This window comes from uncultured Methanobrevibacter sp. (genome assembly GCF_902770715.1).
GTDB lineage: Archaea > Methanobacteriota > Methanobacteria > Methanobacteriales > Methanobacteriaceae > Methanocatella.
Genome location: NZ_CACXTS010000001.1, coordinates 47,331 through 62,973, shown reverse-complemented (window position 1 = coordinate 62,973; position 15,643 = coordinate 47,331). Strand labels below are relative to the sequence as shown.

14 protein-coding genes and 1 tRNA gene are annotated in these 15,643 nt (G+C 38.2%); 4 read left to right on the top strand and 11 right to left on the bottom strand.

All coding sequences use genetic code 11. From position 1 onward, the window contains the following. The first annotated feature begins 193 nt into the window (after window positions 1–193). The gene (locus QZU81_RS00350) at window positions 194–1,387 is read left to right on the top strand and encodes a hypothetical protein (protein ID WP_295588843.1); all 1,194 of its coding nucleotides are present in this window, start codon (window positions 194–196) and stop codon (window positions 1,385–1,387) included. A 68-nt stretch (window positions 1,388–1,455) separates the two neighbouring features. Here QZU81_RS00350 and QZU81_RS00345 read toward each other — a convergent pair whose 3' ends face one another. The 10 genes from QZU81_RS00345 to QZU81_RS00300 all read right to left on the bottom strand — a co-directional run bounded on the left by QZU81_RS00345 (window position 1,456) and on the right by QZU81_RS00300 (window position 7,434). Then, window positions 1,456–1,908 (bottom strand): hypothetical protein, encoded by a 453-nt coding sequence (locus tag QZU81_RS00345; protein ID WP_295588842.1) that lies wholly within the window; start codon window positions 1,906–1,908, stop codon window positions 1,456–1,458. Between the two features lie 5 nt (window positions 1,909–1,913). Continuing rightward, window positions 1,914–2,858 carry a methionine synthase gene (locus QZU81_RS00340; RefSeq protein WP_295588840.1) on the bottom strand — a complete coding sequence of 315 codons (945 nt, stop codon included), beginning with the start codon at window positions 2,856–2,858 and terminating at the stop codon, window positions 1,914–1,916. Beyond that, complete coding sequence (locus QZU81_RS00335; RefSeq protein ID WP_292825934.1) at window positions 2,855–3,169, bottom strand: DUF1894 domain-containing protein; 315 nt, start codon at window positions 3,167–3,169, stop codon at window positions 2,855–2,857. The genes QZU81_RS00340 and QZU81_RS00335 overlap by 4 nt, the downstream gene beginning before the upstream one ends. A gap of 1 nt (window position 3,170) precedes the next feature. Continuing rightward, window positions 3,171–3,629, bottom strand: a complete 459-nt coding sequence (locus tag QZU81_RS00330) for a DUF1890 domain-containing protein (protein ID WP_292825936.1) — start codon at window positions 3,627–3,629, stop codon at window positions 3,171–3,173. Window positions 3,630–3,639: 10 nt separating this feature from the next. Next, window positions 3,640–4,722, bottom strand: a complete 1,083-nt coding sequence (locus tag QZU81_RS00325) for a hypothetical protein (RefSeq protein ID WP_295588837.1) — start codon at window positions 4,720–4,722, stop codon at window positions 3,640–3,642. 40 nt (window positions 4,723–4,762) lie between these two features. Beyond that, window positions 4,763–4,835: transfer RNA gene (locus QZU81_RS00320), tRNA-Ala, on the bottom strand. A gap of 49 nt (window positions 4,836–4,884) precedes the next feature. Further along, window positions 4,885–5,916 carry a DUF354 domain-containing protein gene (locus QZU81_RS00315; RefSeq protein ID WP_292825942.1) on the bottom strand — a complete coding sequence of 344 codons (1,032 nt, stop codon included), beginning with the start codon at window positions 5,914–5,916 and terminating at the stop codon, window positions 4,885–4,887. Window positions 5,917–5,937: 21 nt separating this feature from the next. Next, a complete protein-coding gene (gene hypB, locus QZU81_RS00310) occupies window positions 5,938–6,591 on the bottom strand; it encodes a hydrogenase nickel incorporation protein HypB (protein WP_292825945.1) in 654 nt (217 codons plus the stop codon). An 18-nt stretch (window positions 6,592–6,609) separates the two neighbouring features. Continuing rightward, the gene (gene hypA, locus QZU81_RS00305) at window positions 6,610–6,987 is read right to left on the bottom strand and encodes a hydrogenase maturation nickel metallochaperone HypA (RefSeq protein WP_292825948.1); all 378 of its coding nucleotides are present in this window, start codon (window positions 6,985–6,987) and stop codon (window positions 6,610–6,612) included. A 150-nt stretch (window positions 6,988–7,137) separates the two neighbouring features. Further along, window positions 7,138–7,434, bottom strand: a complete 297-nt coding sequence (locus QZU81_RS00300; RefSeq protein ID WP_295588834.1) for a putative quinol monooxygenase — start codon at window positions 7,432–7,434, stop codon at window positions 7,138–7,140. 201 nt (window positions 7,435–7,635) lie between these two features. Between QZU81_RS00300 and QZU81_RS00295 the strand changes: the two genes are divergently transcribed. Further along, a complete protein-coding gene (locus QZU81_RS00295; RefSeq protein ID WP_295588832.1) occupies window positions 7,636–8,775 on the top strand; it encodes an aldo/keto reductase in 1,140 nt (379 codons plus the stop codon). A 5-nt stretch (window positions 8,776–8,780) separates the two neighbouring features. Here the strand turns inward: QZU81_RS00295 and QZU81_RS00290 are convergent, their stop codons facing one another. Beyond that, complete coding sequence (locus QZU81_RS00290) at window positions 8,781–11,645, bottom strand: DEAD/DEAH box helicase (protein ID WP_295588830.1); 2,865 nt, start codon at window positions 11,643–11,645, stop codon at window positions 8,781–8,783. 286 nt (window positions 11,646–11,931) lie between these two features. Here QZU81_RS00290 and QZU81_RS00285 point away from each other — a divergent pair, with 286 nt between their 5' ends. Beyond that, a complete protein-coding gene (locus tag QZU81_RS00285; protein WP_295588829.1) occupies window positions 11,932–14,373 on the top strand; it encodes a DEAD/DEAH box helicase in 2,442 nt (813 codons plus the stop codon). Window positions 14,374–14,384: 11 nt separating this feature from the next. Next, window positions 14,385–15,620 carry a PD-(D/E)XK nuclease family protein gene (locus tag QZU81_RS00280; RefSeq protein WP_292825962.1) on the top strand — a complete coding sequence of 412 codons (1,236 nt, stop codon included), beginning with the start codon at window positions 14,385–14,387 and terminating at the stop codon, window positions 15,618–15,620. Window positions 15,621–15,643: the final 23 nt, after the last annotated feature.

Below are 15,643 nucleotides of genomic sequence, written 5' to 3'. Positions count from 1 at the left end.
AGAATATCTACATTAATTTTCCGTTCATTTCACACAACTATTTATAAAATTTTCAGAAAAACTGTTAAATTAAACAATTTCGTTTAGCAAAATTCTCATACCCATGTAATTTTTGCTTTGAATAACTTAAAATAATATGAAAACATATTATTAAGTACAAGCAACTTTTTATAAAGGAAAATTAGGGATTGAAATGTTTAGGAAGAAACACATACCAATACTGATATTGGTAATTGTAGCAATCGCAGCCATTTCCTCCGTCAGCGCAAGTGACGTTAATGCAACGGATGAAACGGTTGATACAGACACCAATACTGAAATAACGACTGACGATGCCCCTGACACAGAGGCTGAAAACGGAAATGTTGAAGTTGATTACACCAACGAAACCTATGAAGATGAAAGTGATGAGGAAGATGATTCGTATGACTCTCAAATCACAGTCAAACAATCAGGAAAATACATCCATGATAAGGCATACACAATTACATTAACTGATTTGAACGGCACTCCAATGAAAAATAACCTAGTTAACTATTTCATTTATTCCGACACCAGTTCCAATTATGATTGGGGCATATTGGAAACCAATGCAAATGGAATGGCTACATACAAATGGAATTACAAAAAACTTCCTGCCGGCACTTATAACGTGGAATTCAATTGCTATGACACCTACTTTGAAGATGTGATTTTTGAAAACGTCAAGGTTTCAAAGCAAAGCGTTAAAATCAATCCGAAAGCATTGACAACCATTTACAAGTCAGGAAAAACATTTAACATCAAAGTTGTCGATTCCAACAATAAGGGGGTTAAAGGCGTAAGGCTGACTTTAAAGGTATATACTGGCAAAAAGTCCAAAACAGTTACACTGACTACCAACACCTATGGTAATGCCAAATATAAGGCCTCAACACTATCTAAGGGTACACATAAGATAATAATCAGCGCCGTTAATGCAAAGGCAACCAAAAAGACTTCAAAGGTTGTCATCAAGCCAAGGTCCCTGACCATTAAAACAAAAAGCTATAAAATAAAAACCCGTGATTTTGCCGGCGGATGCGTGGACATTCAAGTTAAGGACAAATCCAGCAAAAAAGGACTTAACGGAGTTGGATTAACCTTGAAAATATATACCGGCAAAAAATACAAGACCGTAAAGCTTGTTACAGGCTATGATCCGGATGATAAAAAGAACGGTATTGCCGGAATTTTGACAAACCAATACTCTGTAGGAACACATAAAGTTAAAATTACTCCAACAAGCAAAAATTATAAAGGTTCTGCAACAGCAAAAATCGTGATTACAAAAATAGCTAAAAAGAACTATTATAATTTCCACATCTACTTTACAAAAGGAAAAGTAACTTCTAAAATTTATAAATAGATTATTTTTTCCTTTTTTCTTTTTTTATACTGAACTGTTTATCAAATATAATTACAAAAAATTAATGATTAAAGATTTCTTCTGTGGTCCAGATGGATGCCTATGTGGCCAATAGCTAAAATTATAGAAGATGCTATCAAAAATATGTTGCCTGAAACAATCCCCAATATCAAAAATGCCAAAACGGGCAGGCAAGCAATAGGGACTGGAATCCTAAGAAAACTGGCGAGCATATCCTTCATTGTCTTATCGCTTCTGAAATACTTCATCCATGCAAGCTCATAGATAATCAGAATGATAAATCCTAAAATCAGCAGAAAGGAAAACTGAAAGCCAACACCGCAGAACAGAGAAAGCACAGTAACCAATACTTCACCGATTCTTTCAAAAGCAAGCAATAACCTATTTTCACTTTTGGAATATTGCTCATAATCTTTAGGCTGGTTTTTTGACCATATGATATTTGGAACAAAAAGCATCAATAAAAACAGCAAGCCGACAGGAGAAAAACCGAAATTCATTTTATCTAAGAGTACTTATCCTTAATTTCGTTCATTAACCTTAACTTTTCAAAGGCAACATCTTTTGGAGCTCTTCTAAGTCCGCAATCAGGATCTAGAATCAGGTTATCCTTTCCGACTATGTCAATGGCTTTGGTTACCAACTCTTCGATGTCATCAATATCATCGACAGTATTTACAGAAGAATCAACGCAACCGAAACCCAGTTTTTTATCGCGAATCAATGAAGCGTTTTCTTCCAAAACGCCTAAATTTACATTGTTTCCGGCGAATTCAAAATCAAGGATATCCACATTGAACTTGGCAATGTCCTTAAAGGCATCCTTTAATATGCCACAGACATGCATTCCCAAAGGCACTTCAAGACCGTCCTTGATGATTCCGATAGCTTCGCGTGCGGTATTCATATCAACCATTCCTGTTGACAGGAAAGGTTCGTCAATCTGAATGTAAGCGGGCTTTACCTTTTTGGCTATTGCATCGGCTTCAACCTTCAGGCTATGCGCCAAATCGATTATCGCATCTTCCTTGCTTTTATAAAAAGAGGTTATTCTGGATGAATGGACAATAGTATTCGGTCCGGTGATTATTCCCTTAATGCCTTTTCCTTCAGGAATCTTTCCGCCGTAATATTCTGCCATCACTTTCTTTGCATATTGCAGGTCCTTGATTGAAATTTCTTGAGTCGGATTTCTTATTTTGCCTACAATGAATGTATTTCCGTCTTCAATTTTCATTCCAGGAATATATTCAGTGAAAATGGATACCATATCGCCTCTGACCTGGCCGTCGGATATGATGTCGACTCCAGCATCAAGCTGAGCTATTACGCTAGTTCTGATAGCTTCCTTGAACGGGTCATAAGACCCGAAAGTATTCAATAGCTTATCCTTAAAATTAGATGGTGAGCTTTCCTCGGCCGGAAAACTACCTACAACAGTTGATTTCATTTTTTATTACCAGTGTCTAACTTTCTGATTTTTTCAATTTCCTCTTCGTCAATTGGAAGCTCCACAACGGAAGTCCCATGACAAGGTTTTGTGTAAGGTAAAAAAACAGTTCCCTTTTCATGGTCAAATCCAATTGGAATTGGAGGAATGCCAATGACTCTAACTCCCAAGACTTCATCGCCCGGTTTAATGTAGACAATATCATTAGCCTTGAAACGGATAATCATTGCACAGTCTTTAAAACCAGCTCTTGCTGCATGAATTTCATAGTTATCAGATTGTTGAAGATAAGTATCTAAACAGAATGACATCTTATTCAAACTCCTTTATCGCTTTGTCGAATTTGACTTTGATTGGTGAAGGATTATGGAAAGCTCTGACAGCTGCTATTTTAGCATTGCTTCCACTCTCTTCAATCATGTTGACGAATTCCGCAACCTCATCAGCATCTCTTGAAAATACCAATGCCAATGATTTGGTCTGTAAAATCTGATCGAATGTTACGAAGAATGAAGCGGCCGCATCCTTGTGTACGAATCCTACTAATAAATCATAATCGCCTTCATTAATGTCTCCCAAAGCCCTTTCCAAATCGACAAGGTTAAGTTTGTAAAAACCTTCAGGGTCTGATATCCTTACTAATTTGGAAGCTGCAGGATTGGCTGCGATTGTTACATCATAACCAATTTTTGTTAACTTGTTGAATACATAAACTGCCATTGGAGTTTGTGATGGAGTTTCAGGGCATCCAAGCAATACCAAAGCTTTCATATAATTACCTCTATTCTCTTGATTTAAGTGTGACGACATTAGCCAGTATCAGTGCGCCTACAAATATGAATGTCAAAAGAGCCATACCGTTGATGGACCTGTTGAATACAAACATACCGATTAATGCCTGTGCGCAGAATGCTGCTAATGCTCCAGTTAATAATACTTCCCTTCCTAAGTATTTCTTGTTGTTCTTTTCTCTTTTCTCTCTGTAGATGTTCAATATCTTAAATCCTATAAGGATTGTTCCAAGAACAAATACCATCAATCCTACAAGACCTAAAATACCGAAGTCGAATCCCCAACCGAAGATACCCGGAAGCATATAATCGATTGTATCCTTTTGGTTAACCAATACACCGAAAAACATTGGGAACGGAAGACCGAAGAACAGTACGAATTGCATCGGCAGTGTAATATACCCTTCAGCAAATGCCGTACCTTCAGCACCCCAATAGGAAGCCTTTGCATTATGTCCAATCAATTGAATGTTGTTTAATACAGTTTTGATACTTGATAAAGAGTATTGTTCAATCCTACCCATCCTCAAGAGTGGAGAGAAAATTGTCATTCCACTTACACGTGCAATTACTTCCAGAAGGATGAAACCTACACAGGCTGCTCCGATGAATATTAAAACTCTTCTAAGGGTGAATACGGACTTTTCCCTGAATGATTTGGAAATCATCAGATAACCTAAGAATAATCCCAATAACCATAAGACTAAAAATGACCTGTGCATCAATCCACCGAATATGGTGATACATCCGATGAAGAGTATGACAAATCTTCTAAGAGGTCGTATGTCCACTCCCGATTCCTTCATCACTTTCAGCGAAGCAAGTGCAGTTACTGCACCGAGCAATGCCAATGGCCCGAATGGGTGAGTAAATTCCGCCTGACTTGAAGATATTACAAGAAGTGCAATATCCGCTCCGAAAAGAAGTGTGAAACCTCCCATTAAGAACAATGATAAGAAGGTCACTACACTCAGTGATAACGGAATCAGGTTAAGGAAAAATACCAAAGATACAAACAGCATTAACCCGACTTCTACAATTAATTGTAAATGGTTCTGAGCAATTAATAACATAATTTAATCACAATTCTCTTTTATTTTAAAAATTAATAAGTGGACTGACCGGGATTTGAACCCGGGGCCTCCGCCATGCCAAGGCGACGATCTACCATCTGAGCTACCAGCCCAATAAAATATACATATGTATAAAATATTTAAAAGTAATACTATAAAAAACTATTTACCATTTTTAGCTAAATCGTATAAGTTATCTATAATAATTTGGAACAAGTCATCTGTCTTGATATCGATTTGCTCATGAGGATTGACTATGAACTCCAAAGCCTTGTGGATAACCTCATCGGTATCATTAGACCTGTACATCAATCCATGATTGATATAATACTGATCTACAGACAATGTTTCACCAGGATAACATGAAATAACCGGAGTCTGCAAGATTGCAGCTTCCCTGTTCATTGTACCACCGGCACCTATTACAAGGTCACATTTCTTAATCAGACTTGAAGTGTCGACAGGAGGTTTCAATATTGAAACATTATCGATTCCCTCAAAGATTTCAGCCTGTTCCTTGAATCTTGGAAGAATGAGAATGTTTGCCACATTCTTCAATTCATCAACGATTGGAGAGAGAACTGATTTTCTGCAGTCCGCATCCAAGTAGGACGCAAGTGAAGGTTCAGGTCTCATCAGAATTGTTTTCGGATGTTTCAAATCAAGACTTAAATCATCAAAAACGTTATCGTTATATTTGAAACTTTTGAAATGCATCAATTCAGAGGTTCCGTCATATGAAATGATAGTGTTTGGATCTGCACCGAATTTCATCAGTTTCCACATGTCAATGATTTTTGGAGTAATGATTCTGTCACATAATGGCAGAGTGAGCTTATTGGCGGCCAATGCATGCTCATTATCCAAAACGTATAAACTTGGAATTCCCAAACCGAAACTGATTCTAGGAAGTTCAATGGAATGCTTGCTAAGGGCAACATCCACCTTTTCGTCATGTATAACATCAACAAGATTATAGACTCTTGATGTGCTTTCCTTCAACTTGTCATAAAGGCTTACACCATGCTTTCCGACAGATATGAAATCAATATCATACATGTCCATTAACTTATGGATATCTCCAAACTGCCTAGCAGTAACAATTACATCCTCGCCTTCAGCTTCCAGATACTTGATTACATCCTTAAAAAACCTTACATGAGGCGCATTTGAGATATCAATCCATACTTTCATGAAACCACCTGATTATATCATTTAATTATTCATAGCTTCTTCGATTGCAGCTATAATTTCATCCAAACCTAAACCCTCTTTTAAGCTGGATTTGATTACTTTGACTTTAGGGTTTAATTTTTGAGCGTCTGCCACCATCTTGTCAGCATCAGCGCCAACGGCATCTGCCAAATCAACTTTGTTGATCACAACAACATCTGAAGTTTGGAAAATTATTGGGTGCTTTTCTACTGTGTCGTCACCTTCAGTGACACTGACAACAACGATTCTCAAATGGGAACCGAGCTCGAAGTCAACCGGACAAATCAAGTTGCCTACGTTTTCAATGATTACCATGTCCAAGTCTTCCAATGGCAAGTCTGCAAGTCCGTGGCCGACTAAATGAGCGTCCAAGTGACATTCTTTGCCTGTGTTCAATCCGACGACAGGAACATCATGCTTTTCGATACGTCCTGCATCGAATTTTGAGATGACGTCTCCGGCCAATACGCCGATTTTATAATCAGTATTATCAATTATTTCTTCTACGAGAGTTGTTTTACCGGAACCTATTGCACCGACAAAATCAACACAGAATATTCCGTTATCTTCCAATTTATGTAAATTTTTATGAGCTAACTTCTTATTAGCGTCCATTATATTCTTTTCTACTTCAACATCAGCAATCATGTGCATTTTTTCATCTCCTATGATTTATGTATCATCAGGTTTTTCTATAACAATGTTTTTAACAACAATATCCTTACCGTTTAAAGTTTCTACACTAAGACTATCGCATTTCGGACATTTGACCATAGGAGCATAATGATCTTTATCATCCAAAATGGCTTCACCTTTAAAATCACAGTCATAACATTGGATTTCAGCAGGAATCTCTTCAAATTTTATCTCTGCATCTTCCATTAGGGTATTTTCAACTAATACGCCCAATATGAACTGCAATTGTTCCGGATTAATCATAGCTAATCTGCCGACTTCAACGGTGACTTCATTAACTTCAGTTGCATTATTGGCTTCGGCAGTTTCTAAAACTGCATTAATAATGCCCTGAGCCATAGATAATTCGTGCATTTTACTACTCCTCTTATATAATTATTAATATTATAATTATTGTTTTGTTGATTTATAAAAGTATTTAATAATCTATAAAACTGGAAGTAATACATCGGAAAATAAAAAAAAGTAAAAAAAATATTGGTTAAAGTCTAACCAATATCAAATTTATAAATCGGTTGCTTCTGCATCGAAAACATTAATTTCAAGGTCGCCTGCAAGAAGTCCGTCAATGTTAGCTCCGAAATTAATGAAATGTTCGGTTTGCAAATGTTTTCCTAAAATTTCTTTGGATTCCCATTGTTCAACAAACATTAATGAACCGTCGCCGGTATTTTCAAATAAATTGTAGTCGACGTTTCCTTCTTCCGCTTTAGATTTTTCGATTAAATCTTGTGCAAATTCAATGACTTTTGCTTTTGCTTCTTCATCGTTTGGAATAGCTTTTGCCAATACCATAATCATGTTATCACCCAAATTACAATTTTATTTAATCTATAATTAAATAGATATTATTGTATTTAATTCACTATATAATTAAATGTATCCTATTCAAATCAGTTTAAACCCAGCTCCCATCATCCTTGCAATACACTACAAAATGTTGATATTGGCAACATTTAAATACGTAACACATTAATATTTATATTTAAAGGAGATAGTATTATGACTTACAAATCAAAATTCGGTTTCGGATGCATGAGGCTTCCGCTAACTGATGCAAATGACCCGACATCAATTGACCAGGACCTATTTAATGAAATGGTTGACATTTACATGGAAAAAGGATTCAACTATTTTGACACTTCCTACGCCTACCACAACGGCACCAGTGAAACTGCAATCAGAAAGGCAGTTGTTGAGAGATATCCGCGCGAATCCTTTAAAATCTGTGATAAAATGCCTACATGGGCATTGACCTGCGAAGAGGACAACGACAAATTCGTAAAAGAAATGCTTGAAAGGCTGGGAATAGATTACTTTGACGTTTTTTTCATCCATAACATTAACGGCCCATGGTTTAAAAATGCAGTGAACGCAAATACCTTCGAATATGTTAAAAAGATGAAAGAGGACGGGATTGCAAAAGAGATTGGTTTCAGCTTTCATGACAAGGCAGATTTACTTGAAAAGGTTCTTGATGAGTACGGAGACCTCTTTGACATCGTCCAGCTTGAACTCAACTACCTCGACTGGGAAGATCCATCCATTGAAGCCCACAAATGCTATGATCTATGCGCTAAACATGGCCTTGACGTCTATGTAATGGAACCACTGAAAGGGGGAGTTATTGTAAACCCTTCAGATGAGATTAAAAATGATTTCAAGCAATTCAATCCGGACAAGTCAATAGCCAGCATGGCCATAAGATTCTGTGCATCACTTGAACACGTGAAAATCGTATTGAGCGGAATGAGCAAAATGGATGACCTTCTCGATAACATTGACACCTATGAAAACTTCGAAATATTGAGCGATGAGGAAAATGAGTTTTTAGAGAAAATGGCTCAAAAGCTTTCCGAAAACCTTGCCGTTCCATGCAGCGAATGCGGATACTGTGTGGATGCATGCCCTGAAATGATTCCAATTCCAGAATACTTCAATCTGTACAATACCAGTAAAAACCAGCCTGAATCAGATATCTACAGATTGTATTACGATAAGCTGGCAGACGAAAAGGTTCCTGCAGACGAATGCACATATTGCGGAACATGTCTTGATTACTGCACCCAAAAAATAGACATTCCGGAAGAACTGGAAAAAGTGTGTGAGCATTTCGAGACCGGCTTTACTCCTTACAGTTAAAAGCCCTATGAAATTCTCATCTTCAATTCCTTAACCATTTCACCATTTTTATTTATTTTTATTGCTTTTCTATAATATTCAATGGCCTTTGGGAAAAATCCTGACTGATAATAAATCAAACCCACCAATGCCAATGCTTCAGAGTTTTTATCATCGAAGTCCAGAAGCTTTTCTAGAATCTCCAAGGAGGTTTCCAAATCTCCCTGCTCATATAAATCATATGCCTCCTCATACAATGCTTCTACATCATCCAATGAACTGAAATCTGAATCTTTTTCATTAGGCCCGTTTGTAAGCAATACTTCAAGCTCGTTTGCCATCTCATTAGACTTATCTATGGCCAAAGCCTTTTTGGCAAACAGCAATGCGATGTCATTCTGGTCCTGATTATATAGTATTTGAGCCATCAATGCCAATGCCCTTACATGTTTTTTATCATTTGCCAGAATATTGTTCAGGATGTCCTTGGATGATGAGTAGTCTCCCTTCTCATATAATTCATAGGCTTCATCGAATTCATCCGCTTCTTCGACAGGAGTTTCAATATCGATTATTTCCTCCTTTTCACCATCGAAATCATTTGAAATTAGTTTAAGCATGTATTCAAGGATATACTTGGTTGCATTCTTATGGAGTGGCTTGTTATCGTTTCCGCATTTAGGGGAGTATATGCATGATGGACAGCCGCTTCTGCACTGGCAGTTGTTCAGAAGGTCAATTGTGGACTTGAGCAATTCGACAAATACGTCAACCGCCTTTTCAGTTATTCCAATTCCACCTTCATAGCCGTCATAGATGAAGATTGTAGCTTCCTGAGTGTCTTCATGATAATTTGTTGAAAGTCCTCCGATATCAAACCTGTCACACATCGTATGGAGCGGGAAAAGTCCAATTAGGGCATGTTCGGCACCGTGAAGGCCTCCTGCAAACACCTCCTCCTCATTAGGAAACATGTCCTCCAATGTATCCATGACCTTTTTTGGAATTGTAAACCATAATCCCTTAGTATTGAATTTCAGTGGAGGCAAATCCAAAGGATATGTTCCGATAGCTTTTGAAAAGTGCATTTTCTTATACTTGAAGTAGTCTTCGCTTACAGTCAGCTCTCCGAAATTAATTGTCAAATCGCCGTATCTTGTCTTTGACAGCTTCTTCTTGATGTTGATTTCAGTCTTGTTCAGGACCATCGTATGATAATCTATTGTCTTTTGTGAAACGTTGACATAGCCTCTCTTGAGATTGACGCTGTTGACCACGTAAGTGTCACCCTTATTGATTAAGATGGCTCCTTCATGAGCTTCCCTATAAACCTGAGACCTTTCCATCGTTTCGAGAAGCCTTCCGTTATTCATCACCTTAAACTCTTCTGATGAAATCTGGTCCAGTGAATGGTCCATGGCAGGATTGTCATCATACGGATACATGAAGTCTCCCCTGTGATTTTCATAGAGGTCCTTTTTTGAAACCAAGCAGTCTACCACATTTTGGGAAATGCCGAAGTATTTTTCTGCTTCTCCACGCTTAAGCGGCAATTCCTTGGCTGCGCAGAGCAAATGGGCTTCCTGCAAAATAGGGTTTGTCAAGTCGATGATTGCGTTTTCATGGGGCTTGTCAAAGAAAAATTTAGGGTTGTTCATGAAATATTGGTCCAGCTGATTTTCAAACGCTATCAAAATGGCCAAGGACTTCTGGTTGCTTCTGCCCGCTCTTCCTGCCTGCTGCCATGTGGAAATCATGGTTCCCGGATAGCCTGAGATGATTACGGCATCAAGCGAACCGATGTTTATTCCAAGCTCCAGTGCGTTTGTACAGGTAACGCCCAAATATTTTCCATTCTTTAAGCCTTCTTCGATTTCACGCCTTTCCTGAGGCCTATACCCTGCCCTGTATGCTGCAATCCTATGGGCCAGCTTTCCCTTGACCTGTGTCATGTCCTTTTTAGCCCACATCGCAATCAGTTCGGTAGTCTTTCTGGAAACCGTAAAGCACAATGTCTGGATATTCTTCAGCATCATATACATGAAAATGTTTTCAGTTGCCATGTGCACGGAAGGGGCGTTTTGAGAATAGGCCTTGTTTCGAAGATGATTTTTGAAGGGATTGTACAGGATAAAGTCCTTTTCGCCGCTTGGCGAGGTATCGTCATCTATCAAAACAAAATCCTCTCCGGTCAATCTATTGGCAAGCTCCAGGGGATTTGCCAGCGTCGCTGATGAGAGGATGAACTGGGGATATGATCCGTAAAAATTGGCGATTCTCTTCAGTCTCTTTATAAGAAATGCGACGTTCGAACCGAATACGCCCTTGTAGTAATGTGATTCGTCGATTACGATATACCTCAGATTCTTATAAAACCTTGTCCATTGATGGTGCCATGACAAAATCAGATGCAGCTGGTAGGGATTTGTCAAGACAATTCTGGATTTTTCGCGGATGCCCTTCTTCTCGCCTCGGGGGGTGTCTCCGTCATAGGTTCTTGGATTGACGGTTATTTCAAGCTGCTCCTCAAGATTTTCAAGAACATGCAGCTGATCGTTGGACAATGCCTTTGCCGGATAGATGTAAAGGGCGGTCGCATCCGGATCCTCAATCATTGTCTCTAAAATAGGCAAGTTGAAAGCCAGGGTTTTTCCGGAGGCAGTCGGTGTTGTGATGATTACATTTTCACCATCCTTAATGGCCTCATATGTATCGGCCTGATGCTTATACAACTTTACATCATTGGAATCCAAATAATCAATTAGTCTGTCATTTAAATTGTCAACTTTCTTGAAACTAGCTTCTTTAGCCGGTATTGTTTCGATGTGGGCGATATTTTCCCTAAATCTCACATCATTTTTGAACATATCAATATTGTTGACCTCAGACATAATATCAGCTAAAATTAAAATTAACAATTATATTTTAAGTTTAAATACTATTTAAAGTCTTTGTAAATCTAAAAACAGTAAGTTAGAAACAAAATTGTTCCTAACTTATTTATGCATATCATGAAAGAAGAAATCTTTCACAATCATATTCTAATTTTTGATTATAATAAAGGTATGCTAAACATTAATTGACTAAAAATAATGAATACTTTCCAAATGCTCTCTACATTACTTTATTAATAACCTAATTACATAGATTAAAGCATATTAGATTAAGAGGGAAAAAATGATTTCATATGAAGAATTTGAAGATATTGTAGTGAAAATATTAAACCGAGATATTTCCTCAAATAATGACCAAAGAAGCGCTATACTATCTCCAAGCAACAAGTCCCTTTTCATTGTGGCCGGACCGGGTTCGGGCAAAACAACAGTTATGGTTCTCAAAATATTGAAATACCTGTTTGTCGATGACATCGAACCGAATTCTATACTTGCCACAACATACACCAGAAAAGCAGCAGAAGAGCTTTATTCAAGAGTGCTGGGCTGGGGAGACGAGATTAAAAATCATCTGATTGACACAATTGACGACGACTTCAGCAAGCTGCTTCAAATTGACAGAATTGATTTCAACCAAATTAAAATCGGTACAACAGACAGCATAGCTGAAGAGCTGCTTAGAGACTATAAAAAACCTGGAGAAAACCAAGCCATTGTCATTGAAGAATTTGTTGCGAACTCCGCAATGATAAAGATCATAATACAGGACGAAACATATCTCAATAAGAGACTTGTCGAATATCTTAAAGAGCTTACAGGACTTGAAAAACTCAACGAACCATCAAAAATCAGCGAAATACTACTTAAGATAAAAAACAGGATATATCACGACCAAGTCGACTTTGAGGAGTTATACCGAGATGCCGAACCGGAAAGCGGAGAGCAGATTGCACTCGATTGCATCAGAAAATATGAGGAAGTCCTTTCAAACAGAAATACCATTGACTTTGCCATGCTTGAAGCGCAGTTTCTAAACAAATTGAAGAACAAAGATCTGAAATCATTTTTGGACGACATAAAGATTGTTCTGATTGACGAATATCAGGACACAAATCTGCTTCAGGAGGACATCTACTTTACAATAGCACAGTCTGCACTGAAAAATGACGGGAGCATCACTGTTGTGGGGGATGACGACCAGTCCCTCTACCGATTCAGGGGAGCTACTGTGGACCTCTTCACAAATTACCCTAAGCGTGTTAAAGAGCGTCTGGACATTGATGTTGAAGAGATAAACTTAAGAACCAACTACCGTTCAACTGAAAATATTATCGAGCATTGCAACCAATTTGCGGAGTTGGACAGGGAATACCAGAATGCCCGGGTGGAAAACAAGCCTAAAATCATTGCGCCTGATTTTGAAAAAGATAAAATGCCCGTTTTGGGACTCTTTAGAAATAACCCTGAAATGCTTGCTAAAGACCTGTCCATACTGATAAACAAACTTGTAAACAAAGGCGAATGTGAATTGAAGGTCCTGCAAGTTTTGAATGAAGATTATTACAAAAAGGTTAACGGCAAGGTGGATATCGCCAAATTGCAGCAGATCAAAGAGGAAAACCTGAAAGCGGGAAAAGAAATGGATAAGATAAGCCTTAAATTAGATAGTGATTACGGCTCCGCTTCAGATATTGCCATCCTCTCATATTCACCTAAGGAACGTCAACGGGGAAACCGTTCATTCCTATATTTCCTAAGAAAACAGCTCAAAAGGTACAAGCAGCCGATTGAAATGTTCAATCCAAGGGGAATTGAACTGCAGGACATCGAAATCGTTGAAATCTTTTGCGGTCTGGTACTTGAATGCATTGACCCCGAAGGCACTGTACAAAAGCTGGACAAGACAATTCCAAAGCTGGCGATACATAAGATGAACCAATGGAGAGTCAAGGCCAGGGAATACATAAAGCTGAATCCGGAACCGCATGAGCCGATTTCACTATCCCAATTTGTCACATCCTGGCAACTTAGAAAACCAAGGGGATACGATGAATGGCCGAAGTCTGCAAGCCTGATGGAGCTTGCATATAAGATAACTACATGGATAGAGGAACTGCAGGATGATGTTGAAGGAATCGTATATCTTGAAGCGATTACAAAATCCATCACTCAAACCGGATTTTTCAATGAGTACCATTCAAATATATCATTTATAAGCCCTACTCATGAAAGGGACTCCATCCTTGAAGCGATATGGAATATTTTCGTACCGATATCCACCGGAGGAGTTAAAATTGACGAATCCCTTCTTGAGACATTGCCGGACAATAGGGTAAACGTCTTGTCCATACACCAGTCCAAAGGATTGGAATTCCCGTTGGTCATTGTTGATGTAGGCTCCAAATTCAAAAACAATGATGTGAGAACTCAGCATCTAAGGTTCCCTAAATCACTGAAGGACAAGGTAACCATCGAGGACACGATAAGAAAGCACAGCACACTCGGCCAAAGTGAAAGAAGTGAAAAGGACAGATTATTTGATGACTTAACAAGACTCTATTTTGTTGCATTTTCAAGAGCCGAAAGCGTTTTGCTTCTAGTTGGTCTCAATTCAGCTATTGAAGGCTACCCTAGAAAGAACGACCACTTTTACATACCTAATGTTGCTCTTGGATGGAGCAGGGATGAGGAGTATGTTGGATTCAAGGAGATATATCTAATTTAGGAAGCGATACTATGAAATTACCGTCAAGATCAAAATCATATATAATTCCGGAATACAGCTTAACCGGAGATTTGCTATCATTCTTAACATGCAATCTGCAGTACAGATACCAAAACAAAGGTACCCTTCCGCCTTCAAAGCCTGTGCAAAGATGGTTTGGTGAATTCATTCATGGAGTGCTGGAAGAGGCTTTCATCCAATGGAAAAATGAGCAGACAGAATTTCCATGGGATTGGAAACAGGACATCAGGCCTATTGAAGATAGGATTGATTTGAGATTGCAGGTCAGAGGGCTTTATCCTCACGATGAGGACCTGTTCTTTAGCATCCTGAACCAACCGGACAGCGACATGACAATCGACGATTTGAATGAGCATGACCACAAGAAGCTGGCCAGCGCAAGAGCTGAAAAGGCAATAAACATATGGGGAAAGTATCTATTCCCATTGATAGATTCATCTGAAATGCTGATTAAGGGAATTCGTGAAATGCCCAATTACAAAGAAAACATAAGCAGATCCAATTATTATGGAATCAATGGTGTTGTGGATGTCTTAACTTCCATGAAAATAAATAAAACATTAGAACAAAGCAATCTGGACAATTATGATAATAAGATTATCGAATTTCTCAAAAAGGACCCTGACTTTCAAAGGACAATCAGCCAATATGATGAAGGGGAAGATTATGAAATCATAATTGACTATAAGGGAATGAAAAGGCCTCCTTATATAATGACTGATGAAAAGTCAGAGGACAAATGGGAAAATCACAAACAGCAGATATTGACATATTCCTGGCTCAGATCAAAGCAAGAAGATTCAAAGCCTATTGTTGCAGGAATAATTTTTTATCTAAATGAGCTTGTCCCATCAAAAGAGGACCTTGTCCTGATTAAGGATGAATTGAATAATGATTTAACCGATGTCGGGCAAAGCTATGGAAATGATGTTGACCTAATCAACGGATGGGAGGAAGAGGATAAGGCTCCCGACTTGAGTGATGACTTCAAGATTGCAAGGTCAATCAGAATAATCAATGTCGATGAAACCGAACAGGAACATGCGCTTAAAAAATTTGATAGGGTAGTTGCCAATATTGAAAATTCATTAATCAAGGAAATGAAGGGATGCAAAATTCAGGACGCATGGAAAGCGGATTCAGATGAAAGAACCTGCAGTGCATGTGATTTCAGAACATTCTGTAAAAATAACAGTGTTAATGCAAAAGACTTTAAAATTCCTTAAACAATATAGTAATAGGCGATTGT

Bases quoted from the DNA above. Each gene is read 5' to 3' on its own strand.
- QZU81_RS00350 (WP_295588843.1), top strand. From the start codon at position 194: ATGTTTAGGAAGAAACACATACCAATACTGATATTGGTAATTGTAGCA.
- QZU81_RS00345 (WP_295588842.1), bottom strand. From the start codon at position 1,908: ATGAATTTCGGTTTTTCTCCTGTCGGCTTGCTGTTTTTATTGATGCTT.
- QZU81_RS00340 (WP_295588840.1), bottom strand. From the start codon at position 2,858: ATGAAATCAACTGTTGTAGGTAGTTTTCCGGCCGAGGAAAGCTCACCA.
- QZU81_RS00335 (WP_292825934.1), bottom strand. From the start codon at position 3,169: ATGTCATTCTGTTTAGATACTTATCTTCAACAATCTGATAACTATGAA.
- QZU81_RS00330 (WP_292825936.1), bottom strand. From the start codon at position 3,629: ATGAAAGCTTTGGTATTGCTTGGATGCCCTGAAACTCCATCACAAACT.
- QZU81_RS00325 (WP_295588837.1), bottom strand. From the start codon at position 4,722: ATGTTATTAATTGCTCAGAACCATTTACAATTAATTGTAGAAGTCGGG.
- QZU81_RS00315 (WP_292825942.1), bottom strand. From the start codon at position 5,916: ATGAAAGTATGGATTGATATCTCAAATGCGCCTCATGTAAGGTTTTTT.
- hypB (WP_292825945.1), bottom strand. From the start codon at position 6,591: ATGCACATGATTGCTGATGTTGAAGTAGAAAAGAATATAATGGACGCT.
- hypA (WP_292825948.1), bottom strand. From the start codon at position 6,987: ATGCACGAATTATCTATGGCTCAGGGCATTATTAATGCAGTTTTAGAA.
- QZU81_RS00300 (WP_295588834.1), bottom strand. From the start codon at position 7,434: ATGATTATGGTATTGGCAAAAGCTATTCCAAACGATGAAGAAGCAAAA.
- QZU81_RS00295 (WP_295588832.1), top strand. From the start codon at position 7,636: ATGACTTACAAATCAAAATTCGGTTTCGGATGCATGAGGCTTCCGCTA.
- QZU81_RS00290 (WP_295588830.1), bottom strand. From the start codon at position 11,645: ATGTCTGAGGTCAACAATATTGATATGTTCAAAAATGATGTGAGATTT.
- QZU81_RS00285 (WP_295588829.1), top strand. From the start codon at position 11,932: ATGATTTCATATGAAGAATTTGAAGATATTGTAGTGAAAATATTAAAC.
- QZU81_RS00280 (WP_292825962.1), top strand. From the start codon at position 14,385: ATGAAATTACCGTCAAGATCAAAATCATATATAATTCCGGAATACAGC.